Genomic DNA, 26,740 nt, shown 5'->3' on the forward strand with positions numbered 1-26,740 from the left:
TAGCCCGTACGAGGCGCAAAGCGGTCAGTCAGGATTCCGCTGCGAAGGCTTGCTTCGCGTCCAGACCTCCTCCTCTACTCCTGTCCCCGCTTCTGCGCGATCAGATCGAGGCGTTCGCGGTCGGAGCGTTCGCGTTCGTCGCGGTTGCGCACGTCCTTGTAGGCGCGCTCGACCATGTTGGTGCGCGCGGTTGCCGACGCGACGAGGCCGGCCTCCTTCCTGGCGCTTTCGAGGTTCGCCTCCTGGCGCACGACGGCCTGGGCGATGCGGCGGTGGTAGAGATCGGGGAAAAGGCCGGAGAGGGAATTGTCCTTGTCGAAATGCTCGACCAGTTCCTTGGCCTCGGCTTCGGCGGCATTTGCGGCGGCGAGGAGGGTGGCGTGGCGCGTCTCGTGCAGCGCCTTCAACTGTTCCTGAACCTTGACCAGCTTCTTCAGGCGGTCCTTGCGCGTGCTCATGTCACCTCGCCAGCGTCAGGTCGACAAAGCCGTCGACGAACAGCGACAGCATGGAGCCGACGGCGAAATAGAAGATGAGCATGCCGCCGGCGATGACGAAGGGCTGAGAGATGAAATAGATCGGGATCTGCGGCGTCAGCTTGTTGACGAAGCCGATCGTCAGGTTGACGAGAATGGCATAGGCGACGAAAGGGCTGCCGAGGCGGATGACCAGGAAGAAGGTGTCCGACACCGTGTCGGCGACATCGACCAGTGCCGCCTGCGGGTTGAAGAAGACGTTGACCGGCGCGACCGTATAGGACGTCACCAGCGCGCGTATGATCTCATGGTCGAAGTCGAAGACGAACAGCAGCAGCAGTGCCGAGAACGAGATCATGGCGGCGAGCGCCGCCTGCGGTTCGGGCTCCTCGATCGCTGGCCCGCCCGAGCCGCCATAGCCGATCAGCATGGCGATGGCCGACCCCATGAAGCGCAGGGCTTCCATGTAGAGCCTGGTCATGGCGCCGATCAGGCCGCCGACCAGGAGTTCGGAAACGATCATCGGCACCAGGATCTGCGGACGCGGATCGACGAAGGGAAAGATCTGGTCCCACAGGAAGGCGAGCAGGCCGCCGGTGGCGGCGACCGCAACGAACAGCCTGACCTGCACCGGGATGCGGGCGCTGGACAGGCCGGGCATCAGCATGAAGCAGGCGCCGATGCGGCAGAAGGCGAGGAACGCCGCGATGACGACCGCTTGCGAGAGAACGCTCACGATATGGTCCCGAGCACCCTGATCTCGACGCCCTTGGCGATTTCGACATGCGAGAGCACCGGCAGCGTGGTGAACAGCCGCTCGATGATCATGCGCACATAGGGGCGCGCGTCGGGCGCGGTGACGAGGACGAAACGCTCGCCGGCTTCGAGGAATTTCTTGATCGCCTTGGTGGCGTCCTGGCCGAATTCCTCGAGCTGGCGCGGATCGATGTCGAACTCGCGCACCTCGCCCTTGGCGTCGCGCTTGAGGCTCTGGTGGAAGGCGAGGTCCCAGCGGTTGCCGAGACGCAACACCTTGAGCACGCCGCCCTCCGAAAGATCGCCGCAGATCTGCTGCGCCATGCGGATACGGACATGCTCGACGATCTGCTCGGTGCGGCGCACATGCGGCGCGATCTCGGCGATGGCCTCGATGATCAGGTGCAGGTTGCGGATCGAGACACGCTCGGCCAGCAGCAGCTTCAGCACTGCCTGCAGGCCGGGATAGGAGATGTGCGTGGTGCAGATCTCGTCGGCGAGCTTGCGGTATTCCTGATCCTGGCGCTCGAGCAGCGCCTTCATGTCCTTGTAGGACAGAAGCTGCGGCAGGTTGTTGCGGATGACCTCGGAGAGATGGGTGAGCAGCACCGACATGTTGTCGGCAAAGGTGTAGTTCTCGCGCTTCAGATCCTCGGCGAATGTTTCCATGACGGAATAGGCACGCATGCCGAAGGCCGGTTCGCGGATCTCCTCGCCCGGAATTTCGGGAACGTCGCGGTTGCCGAGCAGCACCATGATCTCCCCGACGCGCATCGAATATTCGGCGACCACCGTTCCGTGCACCTTGATCTGATAGCTTTTCGGCGGGATGGCGAAATCGTCGGCGACGCGCACTTCGGGCACGACGAAGCCATATTGCTGGGCGAACTTCTTGCGCATCTTGGCCATGCGGAAGACCAGCTCCTGATGCGAGACCAGCAGCCGGGTCGAAAGCTGCTTGCCGATCAGAAGCTCGATCTCGGCGGTGGCGAGCGAGGCCTTGACCGAGTTCTTCTCTTCCTCGGCCTTGGTCGCCTTCTCCTGGTTCTTCAGCGCCTCGGCCTCGGCCATGGCCCGGTTGTGGCGCATCGGAATGACATAGCCGAGGCCGGCCATGCCGCCGGCGAGCGCGAAGAAGGGGAAGAAGGGCAGGCCTGGCATCAGCCCGAGCAGCACCAGCAGCGCCGCCGCCACATAGAGCGCGCGCGGATGCGCGCCGAGCTGCCCGAACACGGCCTGGTTCGTCGAACCGCGCGTACCGCCCTTGGAAACCAGCAGGCCGGCGGCGAGCGAGACGATGAGCGCCGGGATCTGGGTGACCAGACCGTCGCCGACCGACAGCTTGATGAACACGTCGGCGGCCTCGCCCATGCCCATGCCGTGCCTGATATAGCCGATGGCGATGCCGCCGACGATGTTGATGGCGGTGATGATGAGGCCGGCGATGGCGTCGCCGCGGACGAATTTCGAGGCGCCGTCCATCGAGCCGAAGAAGGAGGATTCCTCTTCCAGCTCGCGGCGGCGCAACTGCGCTGTCTTGTCGTCGATCATGCCGGCGGAGAGGTCGGCGTCGATCGACATCTGCTTGCCGGGGATGGCATCGAGGGTGAAACGGGCGCCGACCTCGGCGATACGGGTGGCGCCCTTGGTGATGACGATGAAGTTCACCACGATCAGGATCATGAAGACGATCAGGCCGATGACGAAATCGCTGGCCATGACCAGTTTGGAGAAGCCGGCGATGACGTAGCCGGCTGCATGCGTGCCTTCATTGCCGTGCGACAGGATCATGCGCGTGGTGGCGATGTTAAGCGATAGCCGCAGCATGGTAGCGATGAGCAGTACGGTCGGAAACGAGGAGAAGTCGAGCGGCCGCTGGATCCACAGTGCCACCATCAGGATCAGCACCGAAAGGGCGATCGAGAAGGCAAGGCCGACGTCGATGAGAAAGGCCGGGATCGGCAGGAACAGCACGGCCAGGATGATGACGATGCCCAGCGCGAAGAAGACGTCGCGACCGTTCTTGGCCACGGCGCCGGGCTGGATGCTTTCGCTTATCGCCATTCTAGTCCTCGAAAACCGTGGGCTGCCGAGCATGCGACAGCCCGGCGAGGGTAGCTGGCCAAGCTTGCGCGAGGGTGGGAGAGTGGCCTGCCCAACCATCGAAAGGAAATCTCATGCTGCTGGTCATCGGCACGGTTCGTCTGCCACCCGACAAGCTCGAACAGGCAAGGCCAGCGATGGAACGCATGGTTGTTGCCAGCCGTGCCGAGCCCGGTTGCCTCGCATACTCCTATGCGCAGGATGTCCTCGATGCCGGGTTGATCCGGGTCACGGAAGTCTGGAATGACAGGGCGGCGCTCGATGCGCATTTCGCCGCGCCACACCTTGTGGACTGGCGCGCAAGCTGGCCGTCGCTCGGCATCGGCGAGCGCAATCTCGTGCTCTACGAGGCCGGCGACCCGAAGCCGACCTGACCATCGGCGGCCGGACGGGCTCCCTCCAAAGGGCGCGCGGGCGCCGTCATTGTGGTTGCCATGCGGTGCCGCTCGGCGTATCAGCACGGCAGTGTTTTCAATGCCTTGCTGATGTCGGCGAGCCGCTCCGGTGCTTACCAAAAACCAATCGCCCAGGAATCAACCGCAAGTCTACGCTCGCCGGCTGCGCGCGGTGCTCATCAATTCGATCCCGCTGCTCGAAGCGCGAGGCATCGCGGTTGTCGTCCTTGCCGGCATCGTCGGCGTGATGGCGGGCATACTGGTCACCGCAATGAGCCAGATCGTGCAGGACCTGCACGGACTGTTGTTCGGCGTGCAGCCCGGCGGCCGGCTTTCCGGCATGTTCTCCCTCGCCCACCCCATGCAGGCCCTGATCCCGGCGATCGGCGGCATCCTGCTCGGGCTGACGGTGATCTGGCTGAGAAAGCGGAGATTCCGCACGCCTGTCGACCCGATCGAGGCCAACGCGCTCTATGGCGGTCGCATGTCGCTGACCGATACGTTCATCATCGCCGGCCAGACCATGATCTCCAGCGGTTTCGGCGCCTCTGTCGGGCTGGAAGCCGGCTATACGCAGGTCGGTTCCGGCCTGGCTTCGCGGCTGGCGCGGCTGTTCAAGCTGCGCCGCAATGATGTCCGCATCCTGGTCGGCTGCGGCGCCGCCGGCGCCATCGCGGCGGCTTTCGATGCGCCGCTGACCGGTGCTTTCTATGGTTTCGAACTGGTCATCGGCATCTATTCGGTCGCCAATGTGGTGCCTGTCATGACGGCGGCGATCTCCGCCTCGCTCACCGCCGAGATGTTCGGCGGCGTGCCGTTCCCGCTGGAGCTTGCGGGCCTGCCGGCACTCACGGCCAGCCAGTACGTGCCCTTCCTGCTGCTTGGGCTTCTTGGCGGGGCCGCCTCGATCGCCATCATGCATCTGGTGACGCTGGTCGAGCGCGCCTTTGCCAAACTGTCGGTCGACGCCTCGCTGCGTCCCGTCATCGGCGGCGTCATCGTCGGCCTGCTTGGGCTGGTCACGCCACAGGTGCTGTCGAGCGGCCACGGCGCGCTGCATCGCGAATTCGCCATGAACTATGGGCTGAGCGTGGTGGCCAGCGTCTTCGTGCTGAAGCTGGCGGCTTCCGCGATCTCGCTGGGTTCGGGGTTTCGCGGCGGACTGTTCTTCGCTTCTCTGTTTCTTGGCGCCCTGCTCGGCAAGGCATTCGCCGATGTGATGGCTTTCATCTCGCCGTCGACCGGCATCGATCCCGCCGTCGCTGCCGTCGTCGGCATGACATCGCTGGCGGTCGGCGTCGTCGGCGGGCCGCTGACGATGACGTTCCTGGCGCTGGAATCGACCCGCGACCTGACGCTAACCGGCGTCGTCCTGGCGGCCTCGATCATGGCGGCGATCCTGGTGCGCGAGACCTTCGGCTACTCCTTCTCGACGTGGCGTTTTCATCTGCGCGGCGAGACGATCCGCAGCGCCCATGACGTCGGCTGGATGCGCAGCCTGACCGTCGGCTCGATGATGCGCAAGGACATCAAGACCATCAATGCCGACACGACGCTTGCGGCCTTCCGCAAGCAGGTGCCGCTGGGTTCGGCCCAGCGCGTCATTGCCGTCGACGCGGGTGACCAGTATGTCGGCGTGCTGATCGTTGCCGAACTGCACAGCGACCTGTCCGACGGCGAGACGGCGGTGCGCGATCTGGCGCAATACAAGGATGCCGTCCTGGTGCCGAGCATGAACGTGCAGTCGGCCGCCGAGACCTTCCAGCGGGCCGGCGCCGAGGAGCTGGCCGTGGTCGAGGATTTCACCGACCACATCGTGCTCGGACTGCTGACCGAGGGCCATCTGATGCGGCGCTATGCCGAGGAGCTGGAAAAAGCGCGCCGGGACTTGTCGGGCGAAGGGTAGGTCGGGCGAAGGTAGGCTGCCGAGCCGGCCTGGCTGAGCTCGTGCAAGGCGAAGCTGCCGTGGCCAAGCTTGTTCTCCACCCTACATCAGCAGACCATGGCCGACCGCGCACCATATCCGCCGCTCAACACGTTAAAGCTGGTTTCGAAGGACATCTGGATCGTGGATGGCCCGGTCATCCGCTTCGGCATGCCTTGGCCGAAAATGCGGTTTCCGACGCGGATGACCGTCATCCGCGTCAACGACGGCGATTTGTTCGTCCATTCACCCACCTTGCTGACAGGGAGCCTCGAGGCCGAGATCGCTGGATTGGGCAAGGTCCGCTACATCATCGGGCCGAACCGGATCCACTATTGGTGGATTCCGATGTGGCGCAGGGCCTTTGCGGATGCGGGTATCTGGCTGGCACCGGGCATTCGCGAGCAGGCGGGCGACAGGATCGATTTCGAGGCGAACGAGCTTGGTGCCGAGAGGGGCTACCCGTGGGACGATGACCTCAAGTCGCTGCCGGTGGAGGGCAGCTTCATGACGGAGATGGTGTTCTTCCATTCCGTCAGCCGAACATTGATCCTGACAGACCTGATCGAGAACTTCGAACCGCGGAAGCTTGGCTGGCCGTGGCGCTGGCTTGCCAGGGCGGCTGGTGTCGTTGATCCGGATGGCAAGACGCCGCGCGATTTGCGATTGACCTTCCCCAGGGGGCAACTCAAGGCGGCAGTCGAAAAGATGATAGAATGGAATCCGGAACGCGTGATCATGGCGCACGGCCGTTGGTACGAACACGATGGCGTCGCCGAACTGAAGCGCGCGTTCCGCTGGCTGGGTCCGCTCTAACGCTTTGTGTTGATGCAAGCCCGGACGAAAACGTCTTCGCGCTATCCTGCACTCCTAATGCTCGATCGGGCCCTTTGCCATGACCAGCGCCGTGCCCGCGGTTGTCGGGCGCTCGATCACGCGGCGCACCCGCGGCGGCTCGTCGCCGGCGTGCAGCGCCCGCAGGCGCTCGCCGACCGTGGCGTCGGCTTGGGTGATGCGGCCGTTGTGCCTGACATATTCGAGCCAGGTCGGCGTGTGGTAGTGCTCGATCCAGATCGCCGGATTTTCGAGATCGCGCGCCAGCGTCCAGTTGCGGGCACCGTCGCGGCGGCGGATGCGGCCGCGCTCGGCCATGGTGGCGAGGAACTCCGGCACGTCCTCGTCGCGGATGATGTATTCGATCATGATGGCGATGGGGCCGCTGCGCGGCTTCAGGTCGAGCGCGAGGTGCGGCTCCTTGAAGCGGTTGAGCGGATCGAGGTTCAGCACCTGCTGCTGCGGCAGCGGCAGCACGAGGCCGATGGCGCCGCCAGCCAGCATGGCGATGGCCGCCGCGATCAGCGCTGTCCCGGCGCCATGCGCGTCGGCGACGATGCCCCAGATCCAGCTGCCGAGCGCGATGCCGCCGAAGGTCGCGGTCTGATAGACCGACAGCACCCGGCCGACGACCCAGCGCGGCGTTGCCATCTGCACGGTGACGTTGAAGTGCGAAAGCGCGATCACCCAGCACGCGCCGCCGACCAGCAGGCCGAGCGATGTCTGCCAGGCGTTGTGGCTGACGGCGGCATTGAAGGCGCAGACGGCGAAGCCGGCGAAGGCCGAGCGCACCATGGTCTCGCTGGACAAAAGCTGGCGCAGCCGCACGCTGATCAGCGCGCCGCCGACCGCGCCGATGCCGAAGGCGCCCAGCATGATGCCGTAGGTCAGGGCGTCGCCCTTGACGACGTCGCGCGCCACCAGCGGCAGGAGCGCCAGCACCGCGCCGGCGCTGAAGCCGAAGGCGGAGCCCCTGACCAGCACCTTGCCGATATTGGGCGACATGGCGACATAGCGCAGGCCTGCGCCCATGGCCGCGCCAAGCGATTCGCGCGGCAGCGTCGATGGCTGAACCTGCGGCTTCCAGCGCGCCAGCACGACGATGAGACCGATATAGCTCACCGCGTTGGCCGCGAAGGCGGCCGCCGCCCCGGCTGCGGCGACGATGATGCCGCCGATCGCCGGACCGACGCTGCGGGTCAGGTTGAAGCCCATCGAGTTCAACGCGACGGCGGCCGGCACTTTGTTGCGGGGCACGATGTCGCCGACGGAGGCTTGCCAGGACGGGCTGTTCAGTGCCGTGCCGCTGTCGATCAGGAAGGTGAAGGCAAGCAGCGTCCACGGCGTCATCAGGCCGGAATAGGTGAACAGGGTCAGAAGCACCGAGACGACCAGCATGAAGGTCTGGGCGACCAGCATAACCTTGCGCCGGTCGAAGCTGTCGGCGATGGCGCCGGCGACGAGCGCGAACAGCATGATCGGCAAGGTGGTCGAGGCTTGGACCAGCGCGACCTGATAAGGCGAGGTGGCGATCGTGGTCATCATCCAGGCGGCGCCGACGCCCTGGATGAGGCCGCCGAAATTCGACACGAGGCTGGCCGACCACACGGCGCGGAAGATGCCGTGCCGGAACGGCGCCAGCGCCGAAACGCTCTCGCTCTCCGGCTTTTCGTCAATCATAGGAAAGGCCCTGCCATGGCTTGCCGATCGTTGCGGTGATCCGTTTCCCCGGATGGTTTGCCGAAACTATGGCATCGTGCCGCAAAGAGCGACCGTCTCGAAAAAAAGATCATGGTCCAACAAGGGGATAGAGGAGGACCACGCAGCCGTGCGGCTTTGCTTCGACGCCGCGCCGCGGATGCAGCCCCTATGCCGTACACGGTCCGCATCGGCGACAGCAGGGCTGCTGCCGGTAAGTGGTCGGGACAGAACGGGCGGGCTCGCCGCAAGCAGCTAGAACCCGTTTTCAATGCGCTCGAAGACGACGTTGGTGAAGGCCGATATCTGGCTGCCGATGAAGGGACCGGTCAGCGCCGCCACGAGCATGATGGCGACGATCTTCGGCACGAAGGTCAAGGTGATCTCCTGGACCTGCGTCAGGGCCTGGATCAAGGCGATGCCGATACCCACCGCCATGGCGACCAGCACCACCGGGGCGGATGCGGTCAGCACCGTCCACACCGCGTACTGGACGATGTCGAGTGCGTCGGCCTCGTTCATGGGGTCGGCCCGCCGGAGCCGTCAGCTTGCCGCCTTGATCGAGACGCCGGGGCCGACCGCGATCTCGGTGCCGTTGCCCAGCACGGCGATGAGGCCGCTGCTGGCAAGGCGCACGGACGCGACGGTGCCCGTCGTCTTGCCGTCGGCGGACGTTATCGAGCGCCCGATCAGCGCATCGGCCTGCGACAGCGCCGAGGACTGCATGATCTGGTCCAGCTTGGTATTGGTCTGCACAGACTGCTCGACCTGCGAGAAGGTGGCGAGCTGGGCGACGTACTGTGTCGAATCCATCGGCTTGGTCGGATCCTGGTTCTTCATCTCGGCGATCAGAAGCTTCAGGAAGGACTGGTAGTCGACAGCGGTCTTGGAGGTCTGCTGGCTGGCCTGATTGGTGCCAACCGGTATCGTCGTCGTCATGTCCACGGTCATCAGCGTGCTCCCACAGCCAGCGGACGCGAGGCGCCCGGAACGTCGTCATTGCCGCCCAGCGCGCGGCGTTCGAGCGGATAGAGCGACCGGATCGCCTTTAGCGCCTCGTAGATGTGGTCCTCGCCGACCATGCGGTCGATCTGTTTCAGCGCACTGCCGATCTCGGCGTCCTCGAAACTTGCAAGCAGCAGCGGCAGGGAGCGGCGGAACATTTCGCGCGCCTCGCCGGCGCCGGCCGGATTCATGAGCATCACCTGGAGGATGAAATACAGCTGCTTGAGCGGCGTCGAGGCGTCATCGGCCTGGATCACATGGCTTTCGAGCAGGAACTGCACGTCGTTCATCAGTTCGACGGTGACCTTGCGGTCGACGCGGATGACGGCACCGTTGATGTAGATCTTCTCGTTCGGCTTCAGCGATATCTTCAGCGTGTTGGTCATTGAATGCCGTCGCGGATGATCTGGGATACCTCGATCAGTCCCTCGAAATTCTGGGTGCGGCCCTGGCGGATGTCTTCCGCCTCGCGCAGCAGCCAAAGGCCGATCGAAATCAGGTTGGCGCGCAGTTCCTTGGGAAGCGCGTTGTCGTTGGAGCCGAGATCCTCGACAAAGGCGGTCCAGACGCGGTTGGTGAAATGCAGCGCCTCCACTGCCTCCATCGAAGCGGGGCCAAGGGCGGCGGCCGCCGCCAGCATGTCGATCGAGCGGGTCAACAGCTCCCGTTCACGGTCCTTCGCATCGGCGACAGAGGTGCTCTGGATGTCGGCGTAGGAGAATTGGTACATCGTTGGCTCTACCGTTCCGGTTCAGAGTTGTCAGGTCAGGTAATTCAACAGGCTGAGCTGCTGGAGCCGCGCCGTCAATGCGAAGGAGGTCTCGATGTGCTGCGTCAGGTCGGCGACGCGGGTCGCGGCTTCGGCCGGGTCGACCGCTTCAAGATCGAGAATGTGGCGCTCGAACAGGTCGACCTGCGTCTTCATGCGGTCGACAGCGTCGGACACGCGCTTCTGGACGATGCCGGTTTCGGACTGAACCTGGCCGATGCCGCTCAGCGCTTCGCCGACCAGCGACTGCGAGCGGCCGACGATGGTGTCCTTCGCCGCCTGGCTGATGTTGGTCGACATCAGGCTGGAGACCATGGCCGCCGCCATGGCGAGCTTCTTGATGCCGTCGCTGTTGGCGCTGGTCGAGGTCGCGGTGGTTTCGTTGAGCGCGATGCGGCTGACGATCTGCTGGTCGGTGGCGTTCGACCAGTTGGCCTGCCAGCCCGAACCGAAGAACTGCGGCTCGACGTCGTTGGTGATGAAATCGTCCATCTGGGCCGCGGTGATGTTTGCCGCGGCGGGGTCATCCGGCGTGAAACCGAAATTGGCGACAAAGGAGGCGTCGAAGGCAGCCTTGGCGGGTGATCCGGCCGCTGTGAAATCGTTGATCGGCTTGACGTCGGTGTTGGTGCCGGCAAACAGATACTCGCCGTTGACGCTGGTGTTGAGGATCGAGGCGAGCTGCTGGACGGCCGTCTTGCCGGCCGACTGGGTGAGGTTGGCGGAAGAATCGCCCGACGTTGAGGTGGTCAGGCTCGACAGCAAGGTCTGCGCGACGCTGGAGAGCTGGCCGAGCGAGGTCTGCGTCGAGGAGAGCCGGGCGGCCACCAGGCCGTTGGAATCGATAATGACATTGAGCCGGTCGAGATCGCGCGAGAAGGTGACGGACTGGGCGGTGCGTCCGCCCAGCGCCAGGCCGACATCGGCGACCCTGCCGGTCGAGGACTCCTTCGTGGCTTTGACGAGCTCGGCCTGCATGCGCATCTGCTGATAGCGCATGGCGTTCGAGAGAGCGGCCGAAGAGACTGAGGTCATGGATTATCCCACCGCGCTGAGCAGAGCCGCCAACATGTCGTCGACGGTTTTCATCATTCGGGCCGATGCCTGATAGGTATGTTCGAGATCGAGAAGCAGCGACATTTCCTGGTCGACATTGACGCCGGTGGCGTTGGACAGCGCCTCGGCGCTGCGCGATGCCAAAGCTTGCTTGGCGTCGGCTGCGGTCGACGCCTGCTGGCGCACGCCCTGGAGCCACCCGATCGAATTGGCGGCATAATCGGCAACGCTCGACGTCGCCGAAATCCCGGCGGCGGGGTCGAATGTCATCGGCTGATCGAGCCGGTCGCCATAGGCGACCAGAAGGCTGGAATAGGAGGCGCCGCCGGTGTTGACGACATAGGCCGCGCCGTTGGCGCCGCCGTCGCGCAGCAGTGCCGGATTGCCGCCGACACTTGGATCCATGGCGGCATTGACGCTGATCGTGCCGGCAAGGCCATTGACCAGCGTGCCAGCGGCCGGCACCGCCGGCGCGCCAGACCAGGTGAACAGCCCGGCGGCGTTGGGCATTGACGGCGCGGTCTCGGCGAAGGCCGTGATCAGGCCGCGCGCGGTCTCGTCGAGCTGGCTCTGCATGGTCGAGGCCACGCCATCGCGCAATTGCAGCAAACCGGCAAGCTTGCCGCTGGCGCTGGTGTTGCCGCCGGTTCCCGCCGAGATCGGCACGTTATCGATGTAGAGTGCGTTGCCGACGGTACCGGCGCTGTAGCCGGAGGATGGGGCGAAGCTGACCGTTCGCGGGATGGTTTCGAACAGCGTCGTGCCGTCACCCGTGGTGATGACCATGTCATTGTCGCCGCGCGTGAAGGTCGAGACCGGAACATAGTCCGAGATCTTCTTCAAAAGCGCGTCGCGCTGGTCCAGCGCATCGGACACGTCGGTGCCGGAGCGCGTGCCTGATATGACAGCCTGGTTGGCATCCTGGAACTGGCTGAGCAGCGAGTTAAGATCGTCTACCGCGGTGGCGATCTGGCCGTCGGTCTGGGTGCGAAAGTCCTGAATGGCCCTGGAGCCTTCGTTCAGGGAACGCACGACCTGCTTGGCTGCGTCGATGACGCTGGAGCCGAGATTCTGGTTCGAGGGCGAGGTGGCATAGAGCTGCAGCGCCTGCTGCAAATTGCCGATCGCGGTCGAGGGAGAGGACGCATTGTCGACGCCATTGACCGAAACATCCAGCTGATCCAGGCCGCTATAGAGCGCGTTTTGGCCGCTGTACGCCGACAGGGCGCTGAGATTCTGACGGAAGAGCAGGTCGTTGGCTACGCGCTGGATGTCAACCGAGCGCGCGCCCGGCGCCGTGCTGGTGACGACGGCGATGCGGCGCGTATAGTCCGGATTGGAAGCGTCGGCGACGTTGCGCGAGACAACGCTGGTCTGCCGAGCGGTGTTCATAAGCGCCGATTGGGCGATGCTCAATGCGGTGGAAAGCGACATGCGGGTCTTTCACGGGCGTTGCCCGGTTTTATCTCTTCAGGTTGACAAGGACGTCCATCAGGTCGGAACCGGTCTGGAAGACTTTCGAATTGGCGGTGTAGCTGCGTTGCGCCGCGATCATGTTGGTCAGTTCCTCGGCGATATCGACGTTCGAATTCTCGAGCGCGCCGGAGATGATGGAGCCGAGCTTGCCTTCATTGGCAAAGCCGACGCGGACCGCGCCGGAGTCGGTGCCCTGCGAGTACACATTGCCGGGCAGCGCGGTGAGCTGGTCGGGACTCTGCACATCGGCCAGCGGGATCTTGTACAGCGGCTTGGTGGAGCCGTCCTTGTACTGGGCGTAGATGGTGCCGTCCTTGCTGATCTGCACCTTGTCGATGGTGCTCGGCGCGTTGCCGTTGACCTGAGCGTCCGAAACCGTGAAGCCGGTGCCGAGCTGGGTCAATGCCGACAGATCCAGTGAAAAGGTGCTGCCGTTGGGCACGGTGAGCGAGACGCTGTCGACGGCGCCGGTGAGCTTGCCCGTGGTCGTGTCGAAGGTCAGGTTGGCCGAGCCAAGCGCGCCGCCGGTGTAGGGGAATGACGTTCCGGCGGTCGCCTTCGACTGGTCGAAGACCGACACCTGCCAGGTGCCGGCGCCGGTGTTGGTGAAATAGACGTCGAGCAGCTTCTTGTTGCCGAGATTGTCATAGGCGACCATCGAGGATTTCGAGGTGTACTGCGCGCCTGCGGCGTTGGTGGTGGGCAGGTTGCCGGCCGCGACCGGCGTCGCGCCTGCGGGCAAGTTGCCGCTGTAGAGACCCTCGGTGCTCGGGGTCGCGGTCATTCCCTGGTCGGAGATGACGACCGGGACCAGTCCTTCAAAACCGTTCACCGTCGCCGCCGGCACGCCATTTTCGTAGCTGTAGGCCATCAGCTGGAAGCCGGCCGAGTTGACCAGCCTGCCCTGTCCATCGGGAACGAAGGCACCGGCGCGGGTCAGGAAAGGCGTACCGCTCGGGTCCTGGACGACAAAGAAGCCGTCGCCGCTGACGGCAAGATCGGAGACAGAGGTGGTGTATTGGAGCACGCCGGGATCGCTGACCGCCTGCCGGATCGTGGTGGTGATGCCGCCGGAATTATAGGCGCCGCCCGTCGATGGCATGACCAGTGTTGAGAATTCGGCGGATGACCGCTTGTAGCCGGTGGTATCGGAATTGGCGATGTTGTCGGCTGTCGTCGACAGACGGTTGGCCTGCGCGTTCATGCCGGAAACGCCGGTCCGCATCATCCCGTAGAGGCTCATCGAAATGTCTCCGCAATGTCCATGCCATTGGCAGCGAGGCTACGCGTCCTGTCTTGCGCGAGGCTGGCGCGGCGGTGCATCAGAACACCAGCCGGTAGCCGAGGAAGCGCTTGGAATCGATCGGATCGGTGCCCAGCTTCTCGCGCAGCTTCTTGCGCAGCTTGCTGATGTGGCTTTCCACCACGTTCTCCTCGACCTCTTCGTCGAAGATGCCGTAGATGGCGTTGAATACTTGGGTCTTGGTGACGCGGCGGCCGCGATTGCTTGCCAGATATTCGAGAATGCGGCGCTCACGGCGCGGCAAGGGAAGCGGCTGGCCATTGATTTCAGGGTCGCGGCCATCCATGAAGATGCGCATGGCGCCGATCTCGGTAAAGGCGGCATCTTCGTTGGCGCGGCGGCGGATGGCTGTTATGCGAGCCAGGATCTCGCGGATATGGACCGGCTTGCGGATGACGTCATCGACACCGCTCTCGAACAGCCGCAACGTGTTCTCCAGCGAATGCTGCTCGCTGAGAGCAATCACCGGGGCTCCGGTGCGGTCGCGGATCTGGCGCGGAGAGATCGCGCCTTCGCGGCAGTCGCCGATGAGGAAGGCCCGGACCGAGCGCAGATCGGCATCGGCGGCCGAGTTCACCCACTCGCCGAATTCGCCGGAAGCGAAGCCCGCGCAGGCGATGCCCTCGCGGTCAAAAAGTGAATTGTATCCGTCTGTCACGAGCTCTCGCTCGTCAACGATAACGATCATCGGCCCCGCCTCCGAATCAGCTCATCTGCCCCGTGGGGAAAGCCGTATCCGCTGGCAGGAATCCTGAACAACCGTCATTTCTTGTAACTAGTTTCTTGGGAGTCCGGAATCGCATCGGTTGCATTAGCATGGGGTGAGATATGCTTGGTGCTCCAAGTCCCGGCCAAGTCGAAGCGCAACGCCGAGACTTTGCGACCGATTGCATGAGATGCAACAATACACTCATGGATTGCAGAACGTGCGAGCGTTGCCGGTCCATTTGCCGAAGCCTGTGGCCACCATGTTTGATATCACGCGGCAGACATAGACCTTCTGCGCCGGGTCGTTGTCGGGCCCCGCGTGATAGCGGGCGACAGCCATCGACCAGGTCACGTGACGGGCATGAAGGCTGGCCAGGAAACGCGCCGCATAGTCGACATTCTGACGCGGATCTAGCATGTCCTCGACGCTGCGAAAATGCGCGCCGTGGTAGTGGTGATTGATTTGCATGCAGCCGAGATCAATCAGCGTCTTGCCTTCGCGTCGGGCATTGGCGAAGGTGGCAAGAGCTTCGGCGCGGCTTGTCGGGAAGACCGCTTTTCCTTCTATATTCAATGCGTTGGGCTGCAAGCTGCCCTTCTTGCCGGTCTCGGTCAAGCCGACGGCATAGAGGATGCCAGCCGGCACGCCGTAGCGGTCGGCGGCGCGCAGGATCTCCGGTTCGCAAGCATTGGCGGCGGCAGCGGCGGCGCTCGCAAGACTAGATAAAGATATCGCCGCCAGCGCGCTCGCGAGAAGGCGAAGCGGGGCGGCCGTGTGCTTGCGCGTCATCATTGTGTCTTCCGGCGGATTGCTGGCCCGGTTGCTGGCCGCCGGCGCCGCTGTTGCCGCCGCCGGAATTCCCGGGTTGAAAGGACGACTGGTCGCGGCCCGCCGCCGTCTGCAAGGATGCGGTCGCATCAGTGCGGGTCGTTGCGGGGACCGCTACCGAAGGTTGTAGTATCGTGACCTTGTCAACCTCGAAGCCGAGTCCGCGCAGGGACTGGACGATGGCATCGCTATCAGAGGACAGCCGGTGGTAGGCGTCATGTGTTTGAGGCTTCAACTCAATCGAAAGTTGTTCTCCGGAGAGGCGAAGATTGGCGGTGACCATGCCAAGCTCGGCCGGATGAAGTTCGATCTTCAACACATGTGTCGCGGCGGCAACAGGGCCTGTCAGTTGCGCAGTTGCGGAGTGTGTCGAAAGCGTCGTTTTCGGGCCGCCATCGGCTGTTATGGCGCCGATCACGTTGAGGGCGGCCTGGCTCATCGGCGCCTGCGGCGGGGCAGGGAAGCTGCGCTCGGAAACCACGTCGATGCGCCCTGCCGCCGACAGTTGTTTTCCGGGCTCGTGCCGCAACGAGGACTGAACATCGGCCATGGATTTCAGCTGCGGTGCCGCCTGCTTCGGATCCAGGTCCGGCACTTCGGCCGGCGCTGTCTGGGGCAGTGGCCCGGCCGCGATCGCATTGTCGCGTTTTGGCCTGCCGGCGGCGTCGTGGACGGTCTGGCCATCGAGCTTGGTCAGCGACCCATCCACGAGCGATGTCCGCTCGGGCTTCGAGATCGGTTCGAGATCGTCATGCCCGGCGGCGGATTTCGGCCGGTAGGCCTTCGGCAGGAGCTGCCCGTCGAGCGCCGGTTCCTGTCCGGTTTCGCTCGTATCGGCCGGTCTGGCCGATGTCGAGAAATGGCGCAGGTCATGGAACGCGATCAGCAACGGCAGATGGTCCTCGAGCGGCGTCGTACCTGTCTCGGCCGCTGCGCCATCGGAGTCCTTGTCCGGCTCGGCGGTCTTGTCGTCCCTGGCCGTTTTCGCGGCCGGCATTCCGCTGGATGGGATCCTTGCCTTGCCAGCCGGCAGTGGCTCGTCCTTCTGCCCGGCAGGACCGGCGGCAAGCCTGCTCCAGCGCTCATCGCGCGATCCGGCCCCGGCTGCCGGATGCTTGTCCGGGTGGGCCGGGCCGGCCTTGTCGTCGAGCATCTTGCCGAAACCCGTGTCGTCATTTTTTCCGGTCGCCGCCGGCTGTTCCGCCGTCGTGCGCGCGGTGGTGATTCCCGGCAGCGCCGGACCGAGGCTGGGGGTCATTTCGGAGCGGCTCCAAGCATCTGGTCGATCAGGTCGAGCTGTCGACGGGTTTTGACCATGGCGGCATCGGTTGGGTCTGACGTGTCGGTGCTGGCCGCGGCCGCCGGCGCCGATGCCGGCAGGACAGTTGCCGCATCGCCCGGAGCCGGCGCGTTCGGCGCAACTGCCACTGTATCGCCGGATGGCGCGACGGCCGGCCGTTCGGACACAGCACCCTCGACGGGCGGCAATCCGGCGGCGTCGGCCGTCTGCGCGGCGGCAGGCTCGGGCTCGTGTGATGGCATGACCTCGGCAGGTGCCGAGCTGGCGGTCGGAAGGGAAGCGGGCGGCGCCACCACTTCGCCGGCGATGGCCTCGGCGGCGTCGAGCAGCGCGCGGTCGCCGTCCGACAGCCGGCTGCGGTCGATCTTGCCCAGCTTGGCGCGCACGTCCTCGATGGTACCCGATGTCACGGTGGACAGGCTTGAGTAGAGCAGGGCGCGCGGATCGCCCTGATTGGTGTTGCCGTCGCGGCCTTGCTCGGCCCGCGCCGAGGCGAAGGCGGACAGTTCGTTCAGGCCGTCGATCGCGGCGCGGCGGGCGATGCGCAGATAAATGACCTTCTCGCGCTCGGGATCCATCATTGAGGTGATATTGGCCAATTTGTCCTGGCTGATCGACATGTGCAGCTCAATCACGCCCGAGACGAAGGAGTCGGCGAACTGGCTGGCATAGGGCGAATAGAGATAGCGCTCGACATATTGTGTGGAGGCAAGCGCAAAGCGCGCCGCGTCGCGCTGCGCGACCGCAATGCCGACCGAGCGGCGCAATGCCGCCTCCTCGACCAGTGTCCCGGGGCCGAGCAATTTCGCCTCGTCGAGCAGCACCAGCGCCGCGGCCGGCTGGTCGCTGGCGAGCAGCGAACCCTTGACCAGGGCAAGGAAGGCGCCGAGGTCGCTGGGCTCCGCCATCGGATCGACCGGCTTCAAGGCTTCGATGGCCTCGCCGGGGCGGCCGTTCAGGTAATCGATGACGCCCCTGGCAAGGGCTAGGTCCCGCGCATCGGCGGTGGCGCGCGACACGGCCGCCTCGACGGTCACCGGGTTGCCGCCGCTCATGCCGTAGACCAGCAGCGCGCGAAAATTCTTCGGATCCCTGAAATCGTTCTTGTCCGCCTCGCGAAGGCGCGTATCGATCATCTCCAGCAGCTTGGACTGCATCGGCAGCGCGGCGTGGTCGCCGACGGCGATACGGTCTTGAATAAGCTGTAACGAGCGCACCAGCTGATAGGGCTGCAACGAATCCTGGGCGAGGGCGGCTGTAGGCTGGCCGGCCAACAGCAAAAGGCCCATCAAGCGGCTGGTGAAGACCGCCCGCTTCATCCGCCGGTCGCCATCAGTATCTCGATGCGGCGGTTCACCGCCGACAGCGGATCGGCGGGGTCCTTCGGCTGGCGGTCGGCGAAGCCGGCGACTTCGGTGATGCGGCGCTCGTCGACGCCGCCGCGCACCAGCATGTAGTACGCCGAATGCGCGCGCGCCGTCGACAGCCGCCAATTGTCGTAGCCGGCGCTGCGGAACGGCCGCGCGTCGGTGTGGCCGTTGATGCTGATCGTGCCCTTCTGGCTGTTGACGATGCGGCCGATCTTTTCCATCGCGAGCACCAGCTCACGGCGCGGCATCGCGGAGCCGACCTCGAACATGCCGAAGTCAAGCTGGTCGGTGATCGAGATGAGGACGCCCTTGTCGGTGGCTTCGACCGAGACGCCGTCGTGCAACTTGTCGCCAGGTTTGAAGGCCTCGGCCAGCTGCTGCCTGACATCGGCCGCAGCCTTGAGCGCGGCCGCGCCCGGGTTCTTTTCGCCGGCATCGGGCTTGGGCGCCTCCTGGGCGGCGGCAATCTTGGCGTCCGCGGGTCCGGCGGTGCCGGCTTTCGCATCGGTGGCCTCGGCGATTGCCGTTGCGAGCTTGCCGTCCTTTGCCAGAGGTTCAAGCGGCGCCGCGATGACCGGCGGCGCAGGCGGCACGGCCTTGACCTTGGCGACCTGCGCTTCGGCGGCCTTATCGCCGGGCTTCACCGGATCGCCTTCGATCCTGGCGCGCTGCGCGCTGGCCTCGGCGCCCGGCGAGGCCACCTGCTGAGACCAGAAATCAGGCTCGAACGGATCGCGATAGGAGGCGCCGCCGGAAGCGCCCGTTGCCGGGCCGGCACTCTGCGCGCCGCCATCGCCCTTCTGGCTGACATTCTGCATGACGCCGGTGTTGGTGGCAATTTCCGAAAGCACCGCGTAGGGATCGGCGAACAGGTGTTCGTCGGACTGCTCCGACTGCTGCGGCTCCTGCTTTTCCTTTTTGGGGTCGGATGAGCCCGCGCCGCCGGCTCCATCCTGTCCGGCCTTGGTGGCCGCGTCTTCCGGATTGTCGGCGGTCAGCCCGATGGCGCGCGGACCGTCGCCGAGATCCTCCAGGCCCTTGCGGCTCGACGTGCGGTCGACCAGCTTGACCGGATTGAAATAGCTGGCGACCGCCGCCTTGGTCTGTTCGTTGGCGGCATTGATCAGCCACATGACCAGGAAGAAGCACATCATGGCCGTCATGAAGTCGGCGAAGGCGATCTTCCAGACGCCACCGTGATGGCCCTCCTCGTGGTCGTCATGGCCGCGACGCACGATAATGATCTCGTGCCTGGCCTGATCGGCATCGGCGACGCTCATGCCAACACCTGAGAGAGCGTTGCCGACCATTCGGCCATGCGCGTCTCGAACACCGCTTCGTCGATGGAGACCGTGAGATCGAAGCCGGGAGCTTCGAGGAAGTCGAGATTGGCGGCGCGCGCTCCGAGCGACGCCTTCAGCGCTTCGAAAAGGGAAAGCGGGCCGCGAACGACTATGCGCACCGCTTCGCCATCGCCGACCGCTTCGCGGACCGCACCGGCAAGCGCTTCAAGCGAGCGCTTTTGCAGGTCGTCACTGACGATGCCGCCGATGATGCGGGCGACCGTGGCGGCGACGAGGTCCGTCACGCGCGCCTCCATGGCATCAATGCGCAGCGAGACCGCCTCGCCGACATCGCCGCCGAAGCTCTCGAGAAAGGCCTTCGCTTCCTCGGCATTCGCCCGGCGTTCAGCGTCCATCGCTGCTTCGTGGGCAGCCGCAAGCCGCTCGCCAAGCGCTGCCTCCGCCTGGGCGACCGCTTCGGCGATCAGCGTGCCGATATCGGCTTGAGGCACGGCTGCTTCCGGCTCGTGCTCGGCGGCGGCCCTCGGCTGGCTGACACGTTGCGGGCGCGGGCCGAAATCCGGCAGGAGATCGAAAAGGGCTAGGGAAGGCATTGACTACACCGCGACTTCCTGGGCCGCCCATTTGCGCAGGATCTGCGCTGTGCGCTCCTCGTTGAGGTCGACCATGCGGGCAAGCCGCTCCTGCGGCGCGGGCCTGATCTTCTGGCGCAGGTCGTCGAGCGGCGTGGAGCCGGCCCGCACGCCCGGCAAGGCGCCGACGGCCGAGCCGGCTTCGGCGGAAGCCGTGCCCTCTGGCGTCGGCAGCGAGCGCTGGACCTCGTCGAAATTGGGACCGGCTATGGACGGCGTCGCCTTTGCTGTCAGGGCCGCCGCCATCGGGCGCAGGCCGAAGAAGGCCACCAGGAACACCACGACGATGAAGGCGCCGGCATTGATCAGCGTGCCGGCGTGCTGGCCGACGGAATCGAGCATTCCGGCCTGCGGGATCGCCTCGCCGTCGAGCCCGTCGATGAACTCGACCGCCGAGACGTCGATGACATCGCCGCGCTTGTCGTCGAAGCCGGTGGCAGAGGTCACCATCTTCTGGATGTCGGCGACGCGCTTGGCGATCTGTTCGGGCGTGGCGTCCTTGCCCAGGATCGCCTTCAGCCGATCCTGGTTGACGACCACGGCGATAGACATCTTGGTGACGCTGTAGCCGTTGGAGACGGTGGCGATCTTCTTGGAGTTGATCTCGTAGTTGGTGATCTCTTCCCTGCGGTCGTTCTGCGAGGAGGATTGCGGACCCTCGGTGGCGGTCGTCTGCGTCTCGGGCAGGTTCTGCTCGACGCTGGCCGGGGTGGAGGCCTGCTTCTGGTTGTTGTTCTCGTTGGCGCGCACCGACTGCACCGAACGCTCGACGCGCGACTCCGGATCGAAGATCGTCTCCTCGGTTTGGCGGGTATCGGTGTTGACGTCGGCCTTGACGCTGGCGCGGAAATTGTCCGGGCCAAGATACGGGGTGAGGGCGCGCCGGATGTTGTCACCGATCTGCGCCTCGACGGTCTGCTCGACGCCCAGCGTGCGGGCGGCACTTGTGTTGGAGGGATCATCTCCCGCCGCCAGCAGATTGCCGTTGGAATCGAGCACCGTCACCTTGTCGGCCGACAGGCCGGGAACGGCGGCGGCGACGAGATGGCGGATCGACATGGCGCTTTTCTCGGCGTCGATGCCGGCGTAGCGGATGACGACCGACGCGGAGGGCTGCTGCTCGTCGCGGCGGAAATTGGCACGCTCGGACATAACGATATGGACGCGCGCAGCCTTGACGCCCGCGATCGACTGGATGGTGCGCGATATTTCGCCCTCCAGCGCGCGCACACGCGTGATCTGCTGCATGAAGGAGGTCAGGCCGAGCGAGCCGACATTGTCGAACAGTTCATAGCCGGCATTGGCGCTGGTCGGCAGGCCCTTTTCGGCAAGCAGCATGCGGGCCTGCGCGGTGGTGCCGGCCGGGACCAGGACCGAGGTTCCGTCGGAGCCGACGTCGAAGCCGATGCCGGCCTCGCCCAGCACGAGGCCGATCTGGTTCACGTCGGCGCGGTCGAGCCCGACATAGAGCGTGTCGTAGGCCGGACGGTTGAGATAGACGGAAGCGACACCGATGACGCTCATCACCAATGCGGCGATGCCCGCCAGCATGGCCAGGCGCTTCACGCCAAACCCGCGGAGATTCGCGATGATGCTCTGGATCTGTTCCGGCACGGTCGACTACTCCCAGCATGACTGTCCGCTGGAACACTAGCCCTCGAAGCTTGTGCGAAAATGAAATCGGGCCGCGCTCGGCGCGCGGCCCGTCAACCTTGAGGTGAAGACGTCGAGTGGGCGGTCAGCTCTTGAACAGCGACAGGATCGACTGCGAGGAACTGTTGGCGATCGACAGCGACTGGATGCCGAGCTGCTGCTGCACCTGGAGCGCCTGAAGGCGGGTCGATTCCTTGTTCATGTCGGCATCGACGAGCTGGCCGACACCGCGGTCGATGGAGTCCATCAGGCTCTGCGTGAAGGTCTTCTGCAGGTCGATGCTGCTCTTGGCCGAACCGAGGATGGTGGCGGAATCGGTCAGCTGGCTCATGACGTTGTCGATCTTGGTGATCATCTGGGTGATGATGTCGTCGGTCACGCCCGCCGCAGTGATGTCGAGATTGTAGGCGGAAATATTGTCGACCTTGGCAACCGCCCCCGCCGCGGTCTGGCCGGCGGTGTTGGCTGCGATATCCGTTGATCCACCCGCGATCGATGCCGCATAGGCGGTGTCATACAGGGTCTGCGCGGCCGCGGTCGAATAGACCGATGTCTTGCGGTCGAGAATGCCCTGGTTCTTGACCTCGCCGGCGAGACCGGAATCGAAAAGCTTGGTGCTCTCGACATCGATGTCAATCGTCCCGAGTTGGACGGCGCCGGACGAGGTGCGGTTGAACGAGGACACGATCTTGGAGTCGGGCTGGACGCCGTCATTGGCGGCCGACACCTGCTTGGAGATCACCGACAGGAAATTCGAACCGGAGAAGGTGGCGGCGTCGGCAAAGGATTTCATCTGCGCCTGAAGCGCCGTGATTTCGGTCTGCGTCTTTGCCTTGGCGGCATCTGTCTGGCCGACGGTCGAAAGCAGCTTGGTTTTGATCTTGCCGATCGTGTCCAGCACATTGTTCATGCCGGTATAGGCGGTGTCGACCTTCGAGGCGCCGAGGCCGAGCGCATCCTGCACGGTCGAGAGCGCCTGGTTGTCGGAGCGCATGGTGGTGGCGATCGACCAGTAGGCGGCGTTGTCGGAGGCCTCGGAGACGCGATAGCCCGTCGAGACGCGGGCCTGTGTCTGCTCGAGCGACTTGTTGGTGGCGTTGAGGCTTTGAAGTGCAGTCAACGCCGCAGCGTTCGTCATGATGCTCGCCAAGAAACTCGCTCCTTCTCTAAGCCGGCATGCCCACAGGCCTGGTCGGCCTGCCCATCGGCTGCGATCGTGCCGGTCGGGCCGATTCGACAACCTGTCGTAAGCTATTGGTTAACCATAGCTAGCGCGATATGGTTAACGCCCTGTTAAAAGTCAGCTTTCGACAGTTAAGGAACGAGGATTGCGCGGGGCTGGAGCAAACGCAATCGGGCCGCGCTTTTGGCGCGGCCCGATATCTTGGTGCTGTTCGTGGATGGTGAAGGCGATCAGCCGCGGAAGAGCGACAGGATCGACTGCGACGAACCGTTGGCGATCGACAGCGCCTGGATGCCGAGCTGCTGCTGAACCTGCAGGGCCTGGAGGCGGGTCGATTCCTTGTTCATGTCGGCATCGACGAGCTGGCCAACGCCGCGGTCGATGGAGTCCATCAGGCTCTGCGTGAAGGTCTTCTGCAGGTCGATGCTGCTCTTGGCGGCGCCGAGCGTGGTGGCGGCGTTCGTCATGTCCTTGAGCGCGGCGTCGACGACGTTCATCATCCCCGAGATCTGGTCGTCGCTGAAGCCCTTGCCCGTTGCGGAGTCGAAGATCTTCAGGCTGGCGACCGAATAGGTGTCGCCGGCCGCAACGGTAGCACCAGCAGCCGGAGTAGCCGCCGTGGCGGTGACGCTGCCGTCGGTGCCCAGACGCGCGGCGTCGAGGATGCCCTTCGCGGTGCCGGCCGTGGTACCCGCCTCGTACAGCTTGGTGCTTTCCACGTTGACGTCGATCGTCGAGATCGATACCGCGCCGGAAGCGTCACGGTTGAAGGCCGAAACGATCTTGATGTCCGCCACGGACGTGCCCGTGCCGCTGTCCACGGATAGCATGTTGGTGCCGGAGAAGCTGGCGCCGTCGGCATAGGCCTTCAGCTGCTTCTGAAGGGCGGCGATTTCGGTCTGGGTCTTTTCCTTGTCGGCATCCGTCTGGCCGTAAGAGGCGGTCAGCTTGGTCTTGATCTGGTTGATGGTGTCGATCGCGCTGTTCATGCCGGTGTAAGCGGTATCGACCTTCGAGGCGCCGAGGCCGAGCGCGTCCGAAACGGTCGACATCTGCTGGTTGTCGGAACGCATCGTGGTGGCGATCGACCAGTAAGCAGCGTTGTCCGAAGCCTGGGAAACGCGATAGCCCGTCGAAATGCGGGCCTGGGTGGTTTCGAGGTTCTTGTTGGTGGCGTTCAAGCTCTGCAGCGCGGTCAGCGCCGAGGCATTGGTCATGATACTGGCCATGTCTACTCGTACCTTACTTTTTACAGGTGTTTTTTGACATACCGGATTGGCCGGTATGACGGAGCGGCATCATGCCAATGATCTGTCTGAGACCCGATCACCCGCCATCTGCGGGGAATATGGCGGCAAGTCCCTACCAAAGGACTAAACCGGACGGTTAATCGAAAAATATTGTCGAAAAAAACGGGAGGGCGCGGCCGGCGCCCGGCGCGATCAGTTGAAGGAGCGCACCAGGCTGCCGACGAGCAGGTTCCAGCCGTCGATCAGCACGAAGAACAGGATCTTGAACGGCAGCGACACCACCGTCGGCGGCAGCATCATCATGCCCATCGCCATGGTGATGGTGGCGACGATCAGGTCGATGACCAGGAACGGCAGCACGATCAGGAAGCCGATCTCGAAGCCGCGCCTGATCTCGGAGATCATGAAGGCGGGCACCAGGATGCGCAGGTCGACGGTTTCCTTCGCAACGGTCTGGCCGCGTTCGCGCGCGAGGTCGGCGAACAGGTCGAAGTCCTTGTCGCGCACATTGTGCAGCATGAAGGTGCGGAAGGGATCGGAAATCTTCTCGAAAGCCTCGGTTTGGCTGATCTGGTTGTCCATCAGCGGCTTGACGCCGGTATTCCAGGCCTGGTCGAAGGTCGGCGCCATGACATAGAAGGTCATGAACAGCGACAGCGAAATGAGGATAAGGTTCGCCGGCGTCGACTGCAGGCCGATGCCGGCGCGCAGGATCGAGAAGGCGATGACGAAACGGGTGAAGCTTGTCACCATGATCAGCAGGCCCGGCGCCACCGAAAGCACGGTGAGCAGGCCGAACATCTGGATGATGTAGCCAACGGTGGTGCCGTCGGCCTTGCCGATGCCGCCGAGGTCCAGTTGCTGGGCCGTCGCGATCGATGTGGCGGCGCCGAGCAGCGCCGCGGCAAGAAGAAATTTCTTCATTCGAGCAGCAACGTCCTGATGAGTACCTGCTTGGCATGCCCCTGGCTGCGGATCGAGGCGCGCTCCTCGATATCGGCCTTCAGGTGCTGATAGCCGCTAGCGCCTTCTATCTGGTGCATCTTCAGGGTGCGCACGAAGGCCAGAAGATCCTGATGGATCTCATCCGACATTGCCGGCGGCTGCGGCGCGTCGTAGACCACCGACACTTCCATCCTGATCCAGGTCTCGGCGGGCGAGGCGATGTTGGTGGTGATCGGCGCCAGCGCGACGAGTGACGGTCCCGTGCCGGGCTCTTGCGCGTCGGCGGGCTTGGGTACCTTGCCCTCGTTTTCCGGCGCGACGGGTACCGATGCCGGTGCCCCCACACCCTTGAGATAGCCGCCGGACAGCCAGCCCATGCCGATGGCGGCGGCCGTCACCAGGAGCAGCATGGCGCCCTGGACGGCAAGGGAAGGACCCTTGCGAGACGGAACCTGTTCGACGCTGGCCACGGTGCTGCGGTCTCCAATGCCCTAGAACGGAAGAACCTGGTCGAGGATCTGCTGGCCGTAGGCCGGCTGCTGGACCTCGCTGACGCGGCCGCGGCCGCCATAGGAGATGCGCGCCTCGGCGATGCGTTCGTAGGAGATGGTGTTCTCCGCGCCGATATCCGACGGGCGCACCATGCCGGCGATGGTGAGCACCCTGAGCTCATAATTGACACGCACTTCCTGCGAGCCCCTGATCATCAAATTGCCATTGGGCAGGACTTCGGTGACGACGGCAGCAACGTTGAGCTCCAGGTTCTCCGAGCGCTTGATCTCGCCGTCCGCATTGGTTTCGGTGCTGGAGCTCAGGCCGGCGTCGCCCTTGCCGCTCGTGCTCTTGTCTTCCCATCCGAGCGTGACGTCGTAACCCAGCTTGCGCGAGGCGGTGCGGCTCCTGTCGTTCTGGTTCTTGAAGTTGGCCTTGTCGTTGAGCTTGATCCTGACGGTGAGAATGTCGCCTTCGCGCAACGCCCTGGGATCGGTGAACAGCCGGCTCTGGCGATCGTCCCACAGCGAGAATTTCTTGACCGGCGCCGCAGGCGGCTCGGGATAGCTGTAGGGCGAAGCTCCTTCATTGCCGATGCCGGAACCGACCGGCGACAGGGAAGGCTCCCTGCCGATCTCCTTGAGATTGGTGCCGCAGCCGGACAAAGCTGCGACCGCGCACAGGATAAGCGTTCTGCGGATCATGACGGATCTACCCTTCGGGCTGCGCTGGCCATGATGCCGGTGAGCGTCGCCGCCGCCTTCTGGTCCATTTCGTTGAGGATGACGCCGGCCTTGCGCGAATCCAGCTTCATCAGGATGGCCGCGGCTAGATCGGCATTGACAATGGCCAGGCGCTCGGCCGCCGCGTCGGGCTTCATGCCGGCATAGATCTTGACGACGCTGTCCTCGGCCCGGGCCAGGAACACCTCGCGCCGCTTCAGCCAGGTCTCGTATTCGGCCCGCTTTTCGTCCAGTGCCTTCATGCGTTGGTCGATGCCGGCCTGGAGCTGTTTCAACTCCTCCGCCTGCAACACGTAGCGGCGGTCGCGGGCGGCGTCGGCTATGTTGGAGCAGAAGCGCTCGATCTCGCTTTGGTCGGGAGCCTTCTCCCGGGCCAACAGCTGCGGCGCGGGTGCGGGCGGCGCCCCCGGCAGGACCTGGCGGACGGCTTCCTCGGCATGCACGCCGCTGGAAAAGGCCGCCAGAGCGCAGGCCGCGAACAGGATCGCGGCGGGGCGGCGTCCTTGATGGAATGAGAGGGAGGAGATCATCGGCAT

Annotated in this window: 27 protein-coding genes; 3 read left to right on the plus strand and 24 right to left on the minus strand. The window is 64.6% G+C overall.

The window, feature by feature from the left end; all coding sequences use genetic code 11:
- Nucleotides 1-74: 74 nt before the first annotated feature.
- The 3 genes from LB545_RS05485 to flhA are packed head-to-tail and all read right to left on the minus strand — an operon-like array spanning nt 75 to nt 3,296.
- A complete protein-coding gene (locus LB545_RS05485) occupies nt 75-458 on the minus strand; it encodes a hypothetical protein (protein ID WP_140496242.1) in 384 nt (127 codons plus the stop codon).
- Nucleotide 459: 1 nt separating this feature from the next.
- Complete coding sequence (gene fliR / locus LB545_RS05490) at nt 460-1,212, minus strand: flagellar biosynthetic protein FliR (RefSeq protein ID WP_224704606.1); 753 nt, start codon at nt 1,210-1,212, stop codon at nt 460-462.
- Complete coding sequence (gene flhA, locus LB545_RS05495) at nt 1,209-3,296, minus strand: flagellar biosynthesis protein FlhA (protein ID WP_140496240.1); 2,088 nt, start codon at nt 3,294-3,296, stop codon at nt 1,209-1,211. The genes fliR and flhA overlap by 4 nt, the downstream gene beginning before the upstream one ends.
- Before the next feature lie 113 nt (nt 3,297-3,409).
- Between flhA and LB545_RS05500 the strand changes: the two genes are divergently transcribed.
- From LB545_RS05500 to LB545_RS05510, 3 genes are all read left to right on the plus strand, one after another.
- Nucleotides 3,410-3,709 carry a putative quinol monooxygenase gene (locus tag LB545_RS05500; protein WP_140496239.1) on the plus strand — a complete coding sequence of 100 codons (300 nt, stop codon included), beginning with the start codon at nt 3,410-3,412 and terminating at the stop codon, nt 3,707-3,709.
- Between the two features lie 130 nt (nt 3,710-3,839).
- Nucleotides 3,840-5,636: a chloride channel protein gene (locus LB545_RS05505; protein ID WP_140496238.1), complete on the plus strand. Its 1,797-nt coding sequence runs from the start codon at nt 3,840-3,842 to the stop codon at nt 5,634-5,636.
- A gap of 96 nt (nt 5,637-5,732) precedes the next feature.
- Nucleotides 5,733-6,470, plus strand: a complete 738-nt coding sequence (locus LB545_RS05510; RefSeq protein ID WP_140671452.1) for a DUF4336 domain-containing protein — start codon at nt 5,733-5,735, stop codon at nt 6,468-6,470.
- A 54-nt stretch (nt 6,471-6,524) separates the two neighbouring features.
- On the opposite strand, the gene LB545_RS05515 is transcribed toward LB545_RS05510, so the two are convergent.
- The 21 genes from LB545_RS05515 to LB545_RS05615 all read right to left on the minus strand — a co-directional run bounded on the left by LB545_RS05515 (nt 6,525) and on the right by LB545_RS05615 (nt 26,740).
- Nucleotides 6,525-8,168 carry an MFS transporter gene (locus tag LB545_RS05515; RefSeq protein ID WP_224704607.1) on the minus strand — a complete coding sequence of 548 codons (1,644 nt, stop codon included), beginning with the start codon at nt 8,166-8,168 and terminating at the stop codon, nt 6,525-6,527.
- Nucleotides 8,169-8,441: 273 nt separating this feature from the next.
- Nucleotides 8,442-8,708, minus strand: coding sequence for a flagellar biosynthesis protein FliQ (gene fliQ / locus LB545_RS05520; RefSeq protein ID WP_140496235.1), 267 nt, complete (start codon nt 8,706-8,708; stop codon nt 8,442-8,444).
- Between the two features lie 21 nt (nt 8,709-8,729).
- On the minus strand, nt 8,730-9,137 hold the full coding sequence (gene flgD / locus LB545_RS05525) for a flagellar hook assembly protein FlgD (RefSeq protein WP_224704608.1): 408 nt from the start codon (nt 9,135-9,137) through the stop codon (nt 8,730-8,732).
- Nucleotides 9,137-9,577, minus strand: a complete 441-nt coding sequence (flbT, locus tag LB545_RS05530; RefSeq protein WP_140496233.1) for a flagellar biosynthesis repressor FlbT — start codon at nt 9,575-9,577, stop codon at nt 9,137-9,139. The genes flgD and flbT overlap by 1 nt, the downstream gene beginning before the upstream one ends.
- Complete coding sequence (gene flaF, locus LB545_RS05535) at nt 9,574-9,921, minus strand: flagellar biosynthesis regulator FlaF (protein ID WP_140496232.1); 348 nt, start codon at nt 9,919-9,921, stop codon at nt 9,574-9,576. Before flaF ends, flbT begins: the two co-directional genes overlap by 4 nt.
- Before the next feature lie 30 nt (nt 9,922-9,951).
- Nucleotides 9,952-10,995: a flagellar hook-associated family protein gene (locus LB545_RS05540; RefSeq protein ID WP_140496231.1), complete on the minus strand. Its 1,044-nt coding sequence runs from the start codon at nt 10,993-10,995 to the stop codon at nt 9,952-9,954.
- 3 nt (nt 10,996-10,998) lie between these two features.
- Nucleotides 10,999-12,450 carry a flagellar hook-associated protein FlgK gene (gene flgK / locus LB545_RS05545; RefSeq protein ID WP_140560324.1) on the minus strand — a complete coding sequence of 484 codons (1,452 nt, stop codon included), beginning with the start codon at nt 12,448-12,450 and terminating at the stop codon, nt 10,999-11,001.
- Between the two features lie 28 nt (nt 12,451-12,478).
- On the minus strand, nt 12,479-13,735 hold the full coding sequence (locus LB545_RS05550; protein ID WP_224704609.1) for a flagellar hook protein FlgE: 1,257 nt from the start codon (nt 13,733-13,735) through the stop codon (nt 12,479-12,481).
- A 79-nt stretch (nt 13,736-13,814) separates the two neighbouring features.
- Nucleotides 13,815-14,483 (minus strand): response regulator transcription factor, encoded by a 669-nt coding sequence (locus LB545_RS05555; RefSeq protein ID WP_140496228.1) that lies wholly within the window; start codon nt 14,481-14,483, stop codon nt 13,815-13,817.
- A 222-nt stretch (nt 14,484-14,705) separates the two neighbouring features.
- Nucleotides 14,706-15,293: a transglycosylase SLT domain-containing protein gene (locus LB545_RS05560; protein WP_181167718.1), complete on the minus strand. Its 588-nt coding sequence runs from the start codon at nt 15,291-15,293 to the stop codon at nt 14,706-14,708.
- Entirely contained in the window at nt 15,223-16,590 is a 1,368-nt protein-coding gene (locus tag LB545_RS05565) for a flagellar hook-length control protein FliK (protein ID WP_224704610.1), read from the minus strand. The genes LB545_RS05560 and LB545_RS05565 overlap by 71 nt, the downstream gene beginning before the upstream one ends.
- Entirely contained in the window at nt 16,587-17,951 is a 1,365-nt protein-coding gene (locus LB545_RS05570; protein WP_224704611.1) for a chemotaxis protein MotC, read from the minus strand. The genes LB545_RS05565 and LB545_RS05570 overlap by 4 nt, the downstream gene beginning before the upstream one ends.
- A complete protein-coding gene (locus LB545_RS05575; protein ID WP_224704613.1) occupies nt 17,948-19,282 on the minus strand; it encodes a MotB family protein in 1,335 nt (444 codons plus the stop codon). The genes LB545_RS05570 and LB545_RS05575 overlap by 4 nt, the downstream gene beginning before the upstream one ends.
- Nucleotides 19,279-19,899 carry a hypothetical protein gene (locus LB545_RS05580; RefSeq protein ID WP_140560328.1) on the minus strand — a complete coding sequence of 207 codons (621 nt, stop codon included), beginning with the start codon at nt 19,897-19,899 and terminating at the stop codon, nt 19,279-19,281. The genes LB545_RS05575 and LB545_RS05580 overlap by 4 nt, the downstream gene beginning before the upstream one ends.
- 3 nt (nt 19,900-19,902) lie before the next feature.
- Nucleotides 19,903-21,552, minus strand: a complete 1,650-nt coding sequence (fliF, locus tag LB545_RS05585) for a flagellar basal-body MS-ring/collar protein FliF (RefSeq protein ID WP_140522324.1) — start codon at nt 21,550-21,552, stop codon at nt 19,903-19,905.
- 124 nt (nt 21,553-21,676) lie between these two features.
- Entirely contained in the window at nt 21,677-22,741 is a 1,065-nt protein-coding gene (locus LB545_RS05590) for a flagellin (RefSeq protein WP_140496222.1), read from the minus strand.
- A gap of 263 nt (nt 22,742-23,004) precedes the next feature.
- Nucleotides 23,005-24,003, minus strand: coding sequence for a flagellin (locus tag LB545_RS05595; RefSeq protein WP_140496221.1), 999 nt, complete (start codon nt 24,001-24,003; stop codon nt 23,005-23,007).
- A 213-nt stretch (nt 24,004-24,216) separates the two neighbouring features.
- On the minus strand, nt 24,217-24,948 hold the full coding sequence (gene fliP / locus LB545_RS05600; RefSeq protein ID WP_140513640.1) for a flagellar type III secretion system pore protein FliP: 732 nt from the start codon (nt 24,946-24,948) through the stop codon (nt 24,217-24,219).
- A complete protein-coding gene (locus LB545_RS05605; protein WP_263483070.1) occupies nt 24,945-25,379 on the minus strand; it encodes a flagellar basal body-associated FliL family protein in 435 nt (144 codons plus the stop codon). The genes fliP and LB545_RS05605 overlap by 4 nt, the downstream gene beginning before the upstream one ends.
- Nucleotides 25,380-25,460: 81 nt before the next feature.
- Complete coding sequence (gene flgH, locus LB545_RS05610; RefSeq protein ID WP_140496218.1) at nt 25,461-26,165, minus strand: flagellar basal body L-ring protein FlgH; 705 nt, start codon at nt 26,163-26,165, stop codon at nt 25,461-25,463.
- Complete coding sequence (locus LB545_RS05615) at nt 26,162-26,740, minus strand: MotE family protein (RefSeq protein WP_181169624.1); 579 nt, start codon at nt 26,738-26,740, stop codon at nt 26,162-26,164. Before LB545_RS05615 ends, flgH begins: the two co-directional genes overlap by 4 nt.

Source organism: Mesorhizobium sp. BR1-1-6, assembly GCF_020165355.1.
Classification (GTDB): domain Bacteria; phylum Pseudomonadota; class Alphaproteobacteria; order Rhizobiales; family Rhizobiaceae; genus Mesorhizobium.